13 protein-coding genes are annotated in these 13,796 nt (G+C 39.8%); 5 read left to right on the top strand and 8 right to left on the bottom strand.

Annotated features, from left to right (window positions below; all coding sequences use genetic code 11):
- From AAEY62_RS06350 to AAEY62_RS06360, 3 genes are all read left to right on the top strand, one after another.
- On the top strand, positions 1-657 hold a 657-nt coding region (locus AAEY62_RS06350), incomplete at its 5' end, for a transposase (protein ID WP_350634733.1).
- A 231-nt stretch (positions 658-888) separates the two neighbouring features.
- Entirely contained in the window at positions 889-2,178 is a 1,290-nt protein-coding gene (locus tag AAEY62_RS06355; protein WP_197236717.1) for an SLC5/6 family protein, read from the top strand.
- Positions 2,179-2,308: 130 nt separating this feature from the next.
- Positions 2,309-3,652, top strand: coding sequence for a M24 family metallopeptidase (locus tag AAEY62_RS06360; protein WP_350634734.1), 1,344 nt, complete (start codon positions 2,309-2,311; stop codon positions 3,650-3,652).
- A gap of 53 nt (positions 3,653-3,705) precedes the next feature.
- Here the strand turns inward: AAEY62_RS06360 and speD are convergent, their stop codons facing one another.
- The 8 genes from speD to AAEY62_RS06400 form a co-directional block, all read right to left on the bottom strand.
- Positions 3,706-4,518: an adenosylmethionine decarboxylase gene (gene speD, locus AAEY62_RS06365; protein WP_007376266.1), complete on the bottom strand. Its 813-nt coding sequence runs from the start codon at positions 4,516-4,518 to the stop codon at positions 3,706-3,708.
- Between the two features lie 88 nt (positions 4,519-4,606).
- Positions 4,607-5,020: an OsmC family protein gene (locus tag AAEY62_RS06370; protein WP_002958863.1), complete on the bottom strand. Its 414-nt coding sequence runs from the start codon at positions 5,018-5,020 to the stop codon at positions 4,607-4,609.
- A gap of 86 nt (positions 5,021-5,106) precedes the next feature.
- Positions 5,107-5,454 carry a DUF3802 family protein gene (locus AAEY62_RS06375; RefSeq protein ID WP_007580087.1) on the bottom strand — a complete coding sequence of 116 codons (348 nt, stop codon included), beginning with the start codon at positions 5,452-5,454 and terminating at the stop codon, positions 5,107-5,109.
- Positions 5,455-5,586: 132 nt separating this feature from the next.
- Positions 5,587-7,056 carry a succinylglutamate-semialdehyde dehydrogenase gene (gene astD, locus AAEY62_RS06380; RefSeq protein WP_350634735.1) on the bottom strand — a complete coding sequence of 490 codons (1,470 nt, stop codon included), beginning with the start codon at positions 7,054-7,056 and terminating at the stop codon, positions 5,587-5,589.
- Between the two features lie 15 nt (positions 7,057-7,071).
- Positions 7,072-8,088 (bottom strand): arginine N-succinyltransferase, encoded by a 1,017-nt coding sequence (gene astA, locus AAEY62_RS06385; RefSeq protein ID WP_101216822.1) that lies wholly within the window; start codon positions 8,086-8,088, stop codon positions 7,072-7,074.
- A gap of 85 nt (positions 8,089-8,173) precedes the next feature.
- Complete coding sequence (locus tag AAEY62_RS06390; protein WP_101216823.1) at positions 8,174-9,379, bottom strand: aspartate aminotransferase family protein; 1,206 nt, start codon at positions 9,377-9,379, stop codon at positions 8,174-8,176.
- A gap of 379 nt (positions 9,380-9,758) precedes the next feature.
- Positions 9,759-10,919, bottom strand: a complete 1,161-nt coding sequence (locus AAEY62_RS06395; protein WP_024609238.1) for an HDOD domain-containing protein — start codon at positions 10,917-10,919, stop codon at positions 9,759-9,761.
- Positions 10,920-10,962: 43 nt separating this feature from the next.
- Entirely contained in the window at positions 10,963-11,544 is a 582-nt protein-coding gene (locus tag AAEY62_RS06400) for an anthranilate synthase component II (protein WP_350634736.1), read from the bottom strand.
- 551 nt (positions 11,545-12,095) lie between these two features.
- On the opposite strand from AAEY62_RS06400, the gene AAEY62_RS06405 reads away from it, so the two are divergent.
- On the top strand, positions 12,096-12,338 hold the full coding sequence (locus tag AAEY62_RS06405; RefSeq protein ID WP_024600067.1) for an HP1242/YdcH family protein: 243 nt from the start codon (positions 12,096-12,098) through the stop codon (positions 12,336-12,338).
- Between the two features lie 443 nt (positions 12,339-12,781).
- On the top strand, positions 12,782-13,795 hold the full coding sequence (galE, locus tag AAEY62_RS06410; RefSeq protein ID WP_350634737.1) for a UDP-glucose 4-epimerase GalE: 1,014 nt from the start codon (positions 12,782-12,784) through the stop codon (positions 13,793-13,795).
- Position 13,796 lies beyond the last annotated feature (1 nt).

Consider the following 13,796-nt stretch of genomic DNA (forward strand, 5'->3'; position numbering starts at 1 on the left):
CTTGCTCGTTATGGTCATGACCAACAGCACTCACTTTTAAGTTGGCAGCCTGAGCCTGTTGAAGCGAGAGAGTTAAAAGTAATGACGCGTAGACTTGAAGCACTTGAGCTAGACTTACGTCGCGAAGAAAATCGTTATGAAGCTGTTGGTTTCTCAGGTGCATCTACTCGAGTTACTCAGTCAATTGAAGATATGATAGCTGTACTAAAAACTGAGATAGGCAAGCTAAAAAATGACATTGATGAGCATATTGATAGACACCCACAATTAAAAAAGAACCGCCAATTGCTTCAAAGTATCAAAGGTGTTGGAGAGGTAATATCACGTATGATGGTGTCCTTGATGGCATGTAAACAGTTTAAAAATGCCAAGCAATTAGCTTGTTACTTAGGCTTAATACCTAAGCTTAATGAGTCAGGCAAACGGGCTGGAAAAACAACTTTAAGCAAAGAAGGGCCTGGGTATATAAGGGCTAAATTGTATATGGCTGCTGTAGTAGCTGTACAACATAATCCAGATATAAAAGCCCAAAATAAGCGATTAGTGGAGCAAGGTAAAACAAAAATGCAGGCAATTGGTGCTGCAATGAGAAAGCTGACACATATCTGTTTTGGTGTTGTGAAGAATCAAACTGAATATCAGCCCCAAGCTATTTAAAGAAAGCTTGAGGCTGGTTAGAAGAGATGGTATCTACTCTTCAATTATAATATGGGTGTTGCTATTTAAGGCTTTTGCTCACTTTTACACCACTGTTTCGTATTCATGACACTTACCCTCCAATTGAGTCTAATTAATTAGTCTAAAAATCTCTTCAAAACATGAAAAATGTCTCTAAAAACTATACCCTTCGGCGCAGTTATTATTTAAATAATGGATGAGCACACACACATGACAACATCTCAAGATGCAACGCTTTCAAATGCATCACCAAACACACACACAAATTCAAGCAAAAATTCAAATACAAAAACTAAATGGAACCTGCACGATACGCAGTGGACATTAAGTTTATTTGGTACCGCCGTTGGTGCGGGTATTTTATTTTTACCTATTAACATTGGTATTGGCGGTTTTTGGCCGTTAATTATTATGGCGTGTTTAGCGTTCCCAATGACCTTTTTTGCGCACCGTGGATTAGCGCGCTTTGTACTTTCATCAAAAAATAAAGATGCCGATTTTACCGACGTAGTTGAAGAGCATTTTGGTGTGACTGCGGGGCGGTTAATTTCCTTGTTGTACTTTTTATCTATATTCCCAATTTTGCTTATTTACGGTGTAGGTTTAACCAATACCGTTGATAGTTTTATGGTTAATCAAATGGGGATGGAATCACCTTCTCGCGTGCTACTTTCGGGCGTATTAGTTGCAGGCATGATTAGCTTAATGATGGGCGGCGAGCGCTTAATGCTACGTGCCTTTGCTATTTTAGTGTATCCGCTTGTGGGCATATTGTTCTTTTTATCACTTTATTTAATCCCTAGCTGGCAGATGCCAGATATGACGGTGCCTGAAATAGGCAGCTTTAGTAAAACGTTGTGGTTATCGATTCCTATTATTGTGTTTTCGTTTAGCCACGCAGCGGCTATCTCAAGCTTTGTAAATGTGCAACGCGGTCATTACGGCGAACAAGCTACACGTAAGTCTGAGGCGATTTTAAAGCGCACTAGCTTGCTACTTATTACTTTCGTACTGTTATTTGTGTTCTCTTGCGTGCTGTCGCTTACAGGCGAGCAAATGGCAGCAGCTAAAGCGGCTAACGTATCGGTTTTATCCTACCTTGCTAATATTACTGATAACTCGTTTATTGCCACACTTGGGCCACTTGTTGCCTTTATTGCTATTACATCGTCGTTTTTGGGTCATTTTTTAGGTGCACGCGAAAGCTTTACAGGTTTAGTAACTAAACAAACAGGCTTAAGCGCTGGCGTTACCGATAAAATTGGTGTGTTAATCATGTTTTTAGCTATTTGGTTTTGTGCTGTTAAAAACCCAAGTATTTTAGACATGATGGATCAGTTATCGGGCCCTATCATTGCGATGATTTTATTCATTATGCCAATGATTGCAGTTTATAAAGTACCTGCACTTAATAAATACCGAAATCGCTTTAGCACGCTATTTATATTAGCGGTTGGCTCGCTTGCTGTATTTGCACTTTTATACAGCATGCTTAAGTAATAAAACTGTTTATACAAAAGCCCGGCTACTTTTTAGCCGGGCTTTTTTGTGTGCTGTTTATCTCAAATTGTTTTTTTATAGTCGCTCTTCAGGCATGTTATAAATTAACTAGCCTAAAAATAAAACAATTATGCACTTTACTAAACAACTCCTACTTTACGTAAGCTTGCTAACTACGCTTGTTTTAAGCCTCTTTGTTAAAGCCGATGACGCTCCCACTATTTTATCGATGAAAGAGCGCGCTGCGTTTATAGATAAAATAACTGAGCTTAGAGTTAATACCTTAATGCCCTCATTAATGAAGCAGCACAACACTGATATGTGGCTACTTATAAGTCGTGAATATAACGAAGATCCAATATTAAAAACAATGCTGCCTGCAACATGGCTTTCAGCCAGACGCACCACTATTTTGCTATTTGCACTTAATAAACAAGGTGGTGTTGATGCTTACGCTATTGCGCCTTATAAAATAGGTAACGTATTTAAAAAAGGGTGGGATAAACAAACACAACCAAGCCAGTGGGAAGCACTCAATACACTTATTGAGCAATACAAACCTCGCAACATTGCGCTTAATACTTCTACCGACTGGGCACATGCCGATGGCCTTGTGCTAGGCGATTACAAAACCTTAATGGCTAACTTGCCCGCCACTTATCACAATAAAATAATTTCTGCAGAGCCGCTTGCTGTTGCGTGGTTAGAGCAACGCATTCCTGAAGAAGTTAAAATGTATAAACATATTGTCGCTATTGCCCATCATATTATTGCAGAGGGGTTTTCGGGTAAAACAATTACGGTTGGTGAAACAACTAACGATGACTTGGTATGGTGGTTTAGAGAGCGCGTAAAAGAGCTCAAACTACAAACATGGTTTCACCCGAGTATTGCTATTCAGCGCGCCGATGCGAAGTCGTTCGATCATGAAGAAAGCTTTACCAATGGCTACGATGATAACGTTATACAAGCCGGTGACTTGCTTCATGTAGATTTTGGGATTACTTATTTACGCTTAAATACCGACACTCAGCAGCATGCGTATGTGCTCAAAGAAAACGAAATAAGTGCACCTAGTTACTTAGTTGAAGCACTAAAAAGCGGTAATAAACTACAAGACATATTTACCAATCAATTTGCGGTAGGTAAAACCGGTAATGAGGTTTTAGCTGCAGCACGAAAAGCCGCTATTGTTCAGGGATTAAAACCCACTATTTATACTCACCCTCTTGGCTATCATGGTCATGCTGCTGGCACTACATTAGGTATGTGGGATTCTCAGCAAGGTGTACCGGGAGATGGTGACTATCCGCTGCATTTAAATACGGCTTACTCAATTGAGCTTAACAATGCTGTGTTTATAAAACAGTGGAATAAAGAAATAAGAATAATGCTAGAGGAAGATGCTATTTTTGATAAAAGCGGTGTCTGGTATTTAAATGGCCGACAAACACAGCTATTGCTTGTAAAATAAAGTATAAAAAAATGGCGCTCACTGAGCGCCATTTTTAATTTAATTCGTTGCTATTATTCTGTATCTGGCAGGTTACGGCCATAGAATATTTCTTGCATTTCACGGGTCAGCTTTGAGCGAATTTCGTCTTCTTCGCCCTCTGATAAATCTGCCGTAGAAAGGCCGAATAAATACGTGTTTAGATCGGTTTCTTTTAACATCATTTTGGTATGGAACAGGTTTTCTTGATACACGTTCACGTCCATCATTTGGTACGCTTCTTTTGTATCTTCTGTCATGAAGTTTTGAATCGAGCTAATAGCATGATCAATGTAGTGCTTAACACCGTTTATGTCGCGGGTAAAACCACGAACGCGGTAGTCAATTGTTACTACGTCTGATTCAAGGCTATGAATTAAGAAATTTAACGCTTTAAGTGGCGAAATAATGCCACAAGTAGACACTTCAATATCAGCACGGAATGTACAAATACCATCATCAGGGTGAGCTTCTGGGTATGTGTGTACACAAATGTGGCTTTTATCTAGGTGCGCAACAACTGAATCAGGTAATGGGCCTGGTGCTTCGTCAGCATCGTAATTTTGCTGCTCTTCTACTGGTTCTTCTGAAACCAAAATAGTTACACTTGCGCCTTGCGGTTCATAATCTTGGCGCGCTACATTTAAAATGTTAGCACCAATAATATCAACAACTTCACCTAAAATGTCGGTTAGTCTATCTGCACTGTACTGCTCATCGATATATTCAATATATTCTTTACGTTGTTGCTCGGTCTTTGCGTAACAAATATCATAAATACTAAAGCTTAAACTTTTGGTTAAATTGTTAAAGCCATGAAGTTTAAGTTTATCGAAGGGTTTGTTCATAATAAACCAACCTATAAATTAGTGGGTTCTGCACCTGCAGAATGAAAAGTTCGCGGATTTTATACGAATTTCCCTCGTGGAAAAAGCGTTATTTTGCTTGATCTTGCACAACTTCGTGGCTATGCGTAATTTCTACTGTTTTATCAAGCATTAATGCAACTGAGCAATACTTTTCAGCAGAGAGTGAAACCGCGCGTGCAAGATGCTTTTCAGACACATTATTGCCTTTAACAACAAAGTGTAAGTTGATTTTGGTAAACACACGTGGGGCTGTTTCGGCGCGCTCTGCACTTAGTTGTACTTGTACATCTGAAAAATCTTGTTTGGCTTTTTTTAAAATACTAACCACATCAACTGATGAACAACAGCCAACTGACATTAAAACCATTTCCATTGGGCTTGGTGCTGCACTATCGCTGCCGCCATCAAACACAACATTGTGGTTAGAATTAGAACGACCAATAAACGTATCGCCTTCAACCCATTTTACATTTGCTTGCATTGTTATATCTCAAAAAAATATTTTCTTGATTGTAAGCAAGTTAGCCGTAGTTGCAAATGAAAATGCAACGCAGGGCTATAAAATGGCTAAGATTGTTGTGTTAAAGCGCTATCAAAGAGGTTTTTTACTAAACCTGCAAATTCATCTATAAAGGCATGCTGTTCAACCGTGACAGGCTGTGAGGTGATGCTGCTGAGGACTTCTTCTAAATCGTAAACTATGCCATCAACTTCGCGTACAATTTGACTACGCTGCTCTGTGTTGAGGTTTGTGTGCTGCTCGCAAATAAGCATCACATTTTGTGCAATAACGTCTTCAATTAACTCCATTACTGTTGGGGCACCTGGTTTTATTTCGCCTGGCTTCTCAAACAATGCTAAATTTTGAGTTAGATACATGATCAAATCATCGTACCCTTGCCTATCTAAAACCATTTTTGTACCACCTTTGTATAATTAATTATTTTTGATTTAAGCAGAAAGCGCTGTTGATTGCTAGCTTTGCGCGTTAGCAATACAAAAAAAGCAGCCGAAGCTGCTTTTATAATAATTAAGTAGTATTACTACTTAATCTATTTTTAAGCCTGGGCTTAGTGTTGCTGGCATAGCTACTTTTTCAAGCTCTACCGAAGCAACTGGGTATGCACAGTAATCGGCTGCGTAATACGCACTTGCTCTGTGGTTGCCCGATGCGCCAATACCACCAAACGGTGCTGCGCTTGATGCGCCAGTAATTGGGCGATTCCAGTTAACAATACCTGCACGAATACGACGTAAGAAATGGTCGTAATCTGCTGCACTGTCACTTAATAAACCAGCCGATAAACCAAAGGTTGTATCGTTTGCTTTATCAATGGCTTGGTCAAAGTCGTCAAAGCGGAATACTTTTAAAAGTGGTCCAAAATGCTCTTCATCTGGGAAGTCACTAATATTTGTACACTCAATAATACCTGGTGTTACAAAACCAGTATTGGCTGTGTGCTCAAGCTCTACTAATACTTGACCGCCAAGCTCAACAAGTTCGTTTTGCGCTTTAACCATGCCTGCAGCTGCAGCTGATGAGATCATAGAGCCCATAAATGGCTGGTCTGCATCATCGTAGTTGCCTACTTTAATCGCTTTAGTTGCAGTGATAAGGCGCTCTAAAATTGCATCGCCTTTGCTACCTTTAGGTAAAAACAATTTACGTGCACATGTACAACGCTGGCCGCTTGAGATAAACGCTGATTGAATAATATCGTGAACAACCGCTTTAGTGTCTTCAACGTCAGTAATAATAAGTGGATTATTACCACCCATTTCTAGCGCTAAAATTTTACCCGGTTGACCCGCAAACTGTTCATGTAAAATATGACCAGTACGCGAAGAACCCGTAAAGAACAAGCCATCAATACCTTTGTGAGCAGCAAGGGCTTTACCCGTTTCTACTTCACCTTGTACAAGGTTAATTACACCTGCTGGTAAACCTGCTTTCTCCCACAGTTTAAGCGTAAGCTCAGCTACTTTAGGAGTAAGTTCAGACGGTTTAAACACAACCGTGTTACCTGCTAAAAGCGCTGGCACAATGTGGCCATTAGGTAAGTGACCCGGAAAGTTATACGGACCAAATACGGCTACAACACCATGTGGCTTATGACGAATCATCGCACGGCCAAGTGGCATTGCGTTTTCTACGTCGCCAGTGCGCTCTAAAAATGCTTTTTCAGAAATGGCAATTTTACCAACCATAGCACCCGCTTCTATGCGAGTTTCCCACAGTGGCTTACCTGTTTCTTGTGCAATAGTAATAGCGAGCTCTTCGCTGTTTTCTTTTAATTGCGCTGCAAATGCTTTAATTATTTCTAAACGCTCAGTAAAACTTTTATCAGCCCATGCATAAAACGCTTCGCGCGCTGCATTTACTGCGGTGTCTACTTGCGCCGCAGTTGCCGATGAAGCCTGCCAAATAACGTCGTTATTTGCAGGGTTTACTGAATTAAATTCTGTGCCTTGGCCTTGTGACCATTGACCATTTATAAATTGTGCAGGATGAGTCATATACTTTCTCCTAAATTAAATCGTGGTTGCACTAACAATATCGCCAGTTTGCAAATGCAGTGCATCTGCTATTTCTTGCGATAAAATAAGGCTTTTTGCGCGCTCGTCAAATGTCATTGGTGCAACGGTTGCTCTAAAGTCATTAAGCTTTTCGTTAGCTAGTAACACCATGGTGTCGCCAGTCATTTCGCCAATTTCAACGTTAAAGTTACGTGCATTACGAATAGTCGCAATGTTATCTACTTTTGCTTCAACCGTTGGGCCGCCGTCAAAAATGTCTACGTAGCCATTAAACGTAAAGCCTTCGCTTTTTAATAACTCGATTGCTGGGCGAGTGTTGTCGTGTACTTTACCTATTACGGCTTGCGCATCTTTACTTAGCAAGTTTACGTAAATTGGGTATTTAGGCATTAATTCAGCAATGAAAACCTTTTGGCCAATACCTGTTAGGTAATCGGCTGTTGGAAAATCCATTGAGAAAAAGTGCTCTTCAAGCCACTGCCAAAAAGGGCTACTGCCGTTTTCGTCAGACACACCGCGCATTTCTGCAATCACTGTTTGCGCAAAACGCTCTTGATGCTGTTTTATAAACATAAAGCGCGCTTTTGAAAGTAGCTTACCGTTACAATTTTTACGATAACCATCTTTTAAAAACAATGTGCAAAGCTCTGTAGCACCTGTGTAGTCGTTACATAGCGTTAGAATATCAACCGCTTTGTATACGTCTAATGTGCGCGAAGAGTGAATCACTTTACTTAAGTGATAATGATAAAATGCATCATCAAGCCCTACCGCAGCTTCAATTGCAGATGTTCCTACAACTTCACCGGTTTCGCTATCTTCAAGAACAAACAGGTAGCCTTCGTCACCAGGTTGTGACGTTTGTTTAGCAAAAGAGCTTACTGAATGGTCGATCTTTTTTTGCAATAGTTCTTCGTTTAATGGCAAAGACGTAAAACCATGCCCTGATTCGTGGGCAATTTTCAGTAATGCTGAATAATCATTTTGCTGGATTGGGCGAAGGATCATCATGAGTCCGCTTGCTCCCTTATAAATAACGGTAAATAGGAATTGCAGGGCAAGTAGTGCTTGCCCTTAATTGGTTGGCTTAAGTCGCTTATGCGTTTACTACGCTTGCTACTGCTTTTTCAAAGCGTGCCATACCTTCGCGAATGTCCGCTTCAGGAATTACTAAAGATGGAGTGAAACGTATTACGTCTGCACCAGCAACTAATGACATAAGGCCTTGCTCAGTCCCTGCCACTAAAAACTCTTTTGCACGACCTTTATATTGCTCGCTCACTACTGCACCAATTAATAAACCTTGGCCACGGATTTCGCTAAATACGTTGTATTTTTCGTTAACCGCAGTAAGTAGTTCATTAAATAATGCTGCTTTAGCTTTTACGCCAGCAAGTACTTCTGGCGTATTTACTGTATCAAATGCAGCTTCTGCAACAGCACACGCAAGCGGGTTGCCGCCATAAGTAGAACCATGAGTACCTACTTTAAGGTGCTGTGCAATCTCAGTTGTTGTGATCATAGCGCCAATAGGAAAACCGCCGCCAAGTGCTTTAGCTGAAGTTAAAATATCAGGTACTATGTTTAAGCCTTGGTATGCGTATAAATCGCCAGTACGGCCAACACCTGTTTGAACTTCATCAAAAATAAGCAGTGCGTTATGTTTAGTACATAAATCGCGAACGCCTTGAGCAAACTCGTCAGTGGGTGAAACAATACCGCCTTCACCTTGTAGAGGTTCCATCATTACGGCACATGTTTTGTCGCTGATAAGCGCTTCAAAAGCAGCTAGGTCGTTATAATCACAATGTACAATGTCGCCAGGCTTAGGACCAAAACCATCTGAATATGCAGCTTGGCCACCCACAGTTACGGTAAAGAATGTACGACCGTGGAAACCTTTGTTGAACGCGATGATTTGTGATTTTTCTGCGCCAAACTTATCAAGTGCAAAACGACGCGCTAACTTAAGCGCTGCTTCGTTTGCTTCTGCGCCTGAGTTGGCAAAATAAACTTTTTCAGCAAATGTAGCATCAACCATTTTTTTAGCTAGACGAAGTGCCGGCTCATTGGTCATTACATTTGATAGATGCCAGATTTTTTCGCCTTGCTCTTTTAATGCGCCTACTAATGCAGGGTGGCAATGGCCAAGACAGTTAACTGCAATACCACCAGCAAAGTCGATAAACTCTCGACCTTCTTGATCCCATACGCGAGAACCTTCGCCTCGAACAGGAATTACGCTTGAAGGTGCGTAGTTAGGAACCATTACGTGATCAAATAATTCGCGATTGACTGTCATTTTATTTCCTCTTAATTGTGAGCAACACAAAACATCAAAATAGGTGTTTGGTTAATATTTGTAACCAACTTTATAGGCAAGATCAGTAACCTGATAATTGCGCAAAATTGCTTTGTGGTTCAATTTTCAGACGCACATTATTTCAGAATTACTTATATCTGTCTCGTTAAAAACTTTCATGTATCCCTTGAAAATAAAGGGCTAAAGATATTATTTCATAGATAGTGAATAACTATTTGCATAGCTATTTATGCTTATTTTTAAACAACTAACCGCATGAGCACCAAGGCGCGCATGCTTTAATCGGCAAATATGCAATATAACAATAGAGTGAGAATGAATGGTTAGTCGCAAAAAAATTAACAAAAAATTCAGATTTTTAGTCAATTTGAATAGCTAAATTGGTAAAATTACTCGATTGGAGGGTTTTTAGTTCCGTTTTAGTGAACTTAAAGTACGAAAACCAGCTTAGAGTTTCATCAGGCTCAATAAGTTGATGCTCTTTTAAATTAAGATATTGAGAGTAGCAACGTGCCTTTAGCATTACTTCTGTTAATGGCAGTAATGTATCGCCTTTATCTACCCCATTTACTAGCTGCTGCATTACACCTTTAAACGGTAAATATTTAAAAGCCATTTTGTCTATTACTTTGGCGCTTACTTCTATCGACTTATTGCTAAGTAGAGTGGTTAAAAATAGCGGGTCGGGCTGTAGCTCTAATAATGCGGTGTGTAAATCTTTTTGGTTTTCATTTCGGGCTAACTGCACTTTGCGTTGCCATACTTTCTCAAACGTTTTTAAGTACAAGCGCACTAATGCAATTCGCCCTACATCTAAAAGCATTCCAAGGGTAAATGCATGTACGTCATTCACATTATTAATTTGTGCAATTTTTTGCGCTGCAATCGCGTTTGCCATCGCGCTGTCGCGTAGCCGGCGTTTTAATAATGAAAATGGTTCGGTGCTATGTGGCATCCAATGACGGGCAGCAAATGTAGGAATCACTAGCTGTAAGTTATCAAGGCCAATATAACGAAGGGCAAGCGATGGTTTATCTACTTTCACAGACGTGTTTTTACTACGCTGATTACGATAGTAAGGTAAATTAACAAGCGTTACTAATTCTCTACCCAACCAGCCTATATCATTTACCAATGGTTCTAAGCGCCCTACTGATGCCGACTTTACAGCTAATATATCGAGTATATTGGCAATGCCATCTTCAATGCCTATAGTACTGTGAATTACACCATCTATATCTTCGAGCTGCTTATATATAGCTGTTTCAATTGTTTTGTGTAGTTGCTCACTCGCTTGAGCGCGGTACTTATGATGTGCAGTACTGCTTTGCTGGCGTTTATTCTGTGCGGCCACTTCAACCTGAAGCAAAGTGCGTTGCTTCATGGGTTCGCCGTAATCTATATCTAATGTATGGATGAAACCAATTTGCTGATGCGCAAAGCTGTGCCCAAGCAATAAGTCATGAGCCCGTTGGCTTAGTATTTTGGCAGTACGCTGCTGGGCTACAAGTTCAGTCATGACATCCATTAATAAAGTATTAAATGCTCTGTGTATTATAACATTAGAAGCGAGTTAAAAAGTTATCAAGCAGTTCTAAGCCTTGATCAGTTAGAATAGCTTCGGGGTGAAACTGCACACCTTCGATTGCTAGTTCTTTATGAAGTAACCCCATAATTTCGTCAAACTCGCCTTGCTCAGTCTGAGTCCATGCGGTTACTTCAAGTTCTTTAGGTAGAGTTTGTGATTTAACCACTAAAGAATGATAACGACACACTGTTAACGGGTTAGCTAAACCTTTAAACACCCCTTTATTAGTGTGAACTATGGGTGATGTTTTACCGTGCATTACTTTTTTAGCACGTATTACATTTCCCCCTAAAGCTTGTGCGATAGTTTGATGCCCCAAGCAAATTCCTAAAATAGGATATTGCCCTTTTAGTTGCTCAACAACATTTAACGAAATACCCGCTTCGTTAGGGGTGCATGGCCCCGGCGATAAAACGATGTGTTTCGGGTTCAACTGTTTTATTTGTGCAATGCTTAGCTCGTCATTACGTTTTACTAAAACGTCTTGATCTAAACGCTGAAAATATTGCACTAAGTTGTAAGTAAACGAATCGTAGTTATCGATCATTAACAGCATTACACAACAAACCTTATAAATTATTGACCACTTACTTCACACAAGTAGTACTAAGCGCTGCATTCTACCACTATTAATTAACCAACATAAATTAGCAAAAAGCGTTAAAAATTAACTCTTTTAGCTAAAATGCTTAAAAGTCTTTAGCGGGTACTAGTTTACTTAACCTGAACTCTGGTTAATAGATTTATTAACGTATTGAATCATGGTTATATTTAAATTTATTTTCTCTAGCCAGAGATTCCTTGCACCTTGAGCAATAATATCGAACCCTAAGCTTTTCACGAGTAGTTAATACAACTATTTAAACTGTATACCCCAACAATAAATTATTGACTCCTAAAGTACGTGCGTTTATTGATCGCTCTGTTAAATACTTTGGTGAAATGCCTTACTGGGCAAAATAAACAGATTGTTTGCTCTACATCAAATTAGCGGCTCAATGGTTGAATTATATCTATGTAAGCCCCAGTGTATTATATGAAAGGCAGTAATTCACTTATACAACTCACTTACTTGTGAGCTCATTTATATCCTATTAAGGAGCGAATATGTTAGGCGAAGACCACTCATTAACTAATGACTTTCCAGAGTACTTAAGGACAATTGCCGAGTTAAATGAAAGCGATACTGAATTTGCAAAAAAAGCAGATAAGTACGACAAGCTAGATAAAGAAATTAGAGTGTTAGAGCTCAAAGATGCGCCCATAAGCGATGAGCAAATGCATCAGCTAAAACATGAACGTACAGAATTAAAAGATTGGCTATACGAGCGCTTGCAGCAAGAGCAGTAATCCAGCTAAAAAAAGAGCTCACTGACAAGTGAGCTCTTTAGATCAACCATAAGGATTTTTTCTAAAACTTTACAAAGCCACCCACAGATTTCATAAATACAGTACTTGGGTTAATAACATCTTTGCGTTTCTAGCAAGTGCTATCGGTAGCACCGGTAAGTAAAACTGTTTTATTTATGTTGCTCTCTCCTAACTTTGTTCTCGCTATATTAGCAGCCCCCCTACCGCTGAAATTAGGTCAATAATCGAAACAGTTTATCTAATCAATTGATAAAGCTAAGCCTTTGTTAGTTAAAATAAAAGCATGCTATTTAGAGGCAGGCGAGTGTTTAATCTGAATGTTTTTTATGCTTTTATTTGAATTATCCAACAATCATAACTATTGTTTTTAAACCACCTTAATAGTAGTATTTATCATATAAATACACTTTTCGAGAATAAACATGAAAGTTTTAGTCACTGGCGGCATGGGTTACATAGGTAGCCACACATGTATTGCATTGCATGAAGCAGGTATTACACCTGTTATTTATGATAACTTGTCTAATGCTAGTTCGCGGGTACTTGACCAACTCGAAAAGATTACTGGCACTCGGTTTGAGTTTATATTGGGTGACATTCAAGACGAGCAACAATTTAAACTCGCCCTAAAACATACTAAAGCCGAAGCTGTTTTTCACTTTGCGGCTTTAAAAGCCGTTGGCGAATCAACTGAGCAACCACTGCGTTATTATCAAAATAATGTGTCGGGCACATTAAGCATGCTACAAAACATGCAAGAGGCAGGCGTTAACCATATTATATTTAGCTCATCGGCTACAGTATACGGTGAGCCAGACTACCTCCCTATTGACGAAAAGCATCCTATACGCGCAACTAATCCTTATGGTTGGACTAAAGTCATGGTTGAACAAGCCATGCAAGACGTATGTAATGCCAACAGTCAATTTATGGGTATTGCGCTTCGTTACTTTAACCCAGTAGGTGCACACCCAAGTGGTTTATTAGGTGAAAGCCCTAATGGTATTCCTAATAACTTAATGCCTTTTATTGCTCAAACCGCAGTAGGCAAACGCGACGTGGTTAATATTTTTGGTGACGACTACGACACCGAAGATGGCACAGGCGTGCGCGACTATATTCATGTTTTAGATTTAGCGAAAGGTCATGTTGCGGCATTTATGCAGCATAAAACAGATACCGCCTTTCATGCTTACAACTTAGGCACAGGGCAAGGTTATTCTGTGCTTGATATGATCAAAGCATTTAGCGCATCAGCCAATAAAGATATTCCGTATAAGATTGCACCGCGCCGTGCAGGTGATATTGCCTGTAACTACGCCGATGCCACGAAAGCGCAAAACACACTTAACTGGCACGCAGAACTAACACTTAGCGACATGACAAACGACACATGGCGCTGGCAAACTAATTACCCAAGTGGGTTGGAGAGTTAAC

Origin of the sequence: Pseudoalteromonas sp. GW168-MNA-CIBAN-0100, from assembly GCF_040309225.1 — a bacterium.
GTDB lineage: Bacteria > Pseudomonadota > Gammaproteobacteria > Enterobacterales > Alteromonadaceae > Pseudoalteromonas > Pseudoalteromonas arctica.

What these genes read in the sequence shown, in the direction of transcription:
- AAEY62_RS06355 (WP_197236717.1), top strand. Translation starts at nt 889, where the DNA reads ATGACAACATCTCAAGATGCAACGCTTTCAAATGCATCACCAAACACA.
- AAEY62_RS06360 (WP_350634734.1), top strand. Translation starts at nt 2,309, where the DNA reads ATGCACTTTACTAAACAACTCCTACTTTACGTAAGCTTGCTAACTACG.
- speD (WP_007376266.1), bottom strand. Translation starts at nt 4,518, where the DNA reads ATGAACAAACCCTTCGATAAACTTAAACTTCATGGCTTTAACAATTTA.
- AAEY62_RS06370 (WP_002958863.1), bottom strand. Translation starts at nt 5,020, where the DNA reads ATGCAAGCAAATGTAAAATGGGTTGAAGGCGATACGTTTATTGGTCGT.
- AAEY62_RS06375 (WP_007580087.1), bottom strand. Translation starts at nt 5,454, where the DNA reads ATGGTTTTAGATAGGCAAGGGTACGATGATTTGATCATGTATCTAACT.
- astD (WP_350634735.1), bottom strand. Translation starts at nt 7,056, where the DNA reads ATGACTCATCCTGCACAATTTATAAATGGTCAATGGTCACAAGGCCAA.
- astA (WP_101216822.1), bottom strand. Translation starts at nt 8,088, where the DNA reads ATGATGATCCTTCGCCCAATCCAGCAAAATGATTATTCAGCATTACTG.
- AAEY62_RS06390 (WP_101216823.1), bottom strand. Translation starts at nt 9,379, where the DNA reads ATGACAGTCAATCGCGAATTATTTGATCACGTAATGGTTCCTAACTAC.
- AAEY62_RS06395 (WP_024609238.1), bottom strand. Translation starts at nt 10,919, where the DNA reads ATGACTGAACTTGTAGCCCAGCAGCGTACTGCCAAAATACTAAGCCAA.
- AAEY62_RS06400 (WP_350634736.1), bottom strand. Translation starts at nt 11,544, where the DNA reads ATGCTGTTAATGATCGATAACTACGATTCGTTTACTTACAACTTAGTG.
- AAEY62_RS06405 (WP_024600067.1), top strand. Translation starts at nt 12,096, where the DNA reads ATGTTAGGCGAAGACCACTCATTAACTAATGACTTTCCAGAGTACTTA.
- galE (WP_350634737.1), top strand. Translation starts at nt 12,782, where the DNA reads ATGAAAGTTTTAGTCACTGGCGGCATGGGTTACATAGGTAGCCACACA.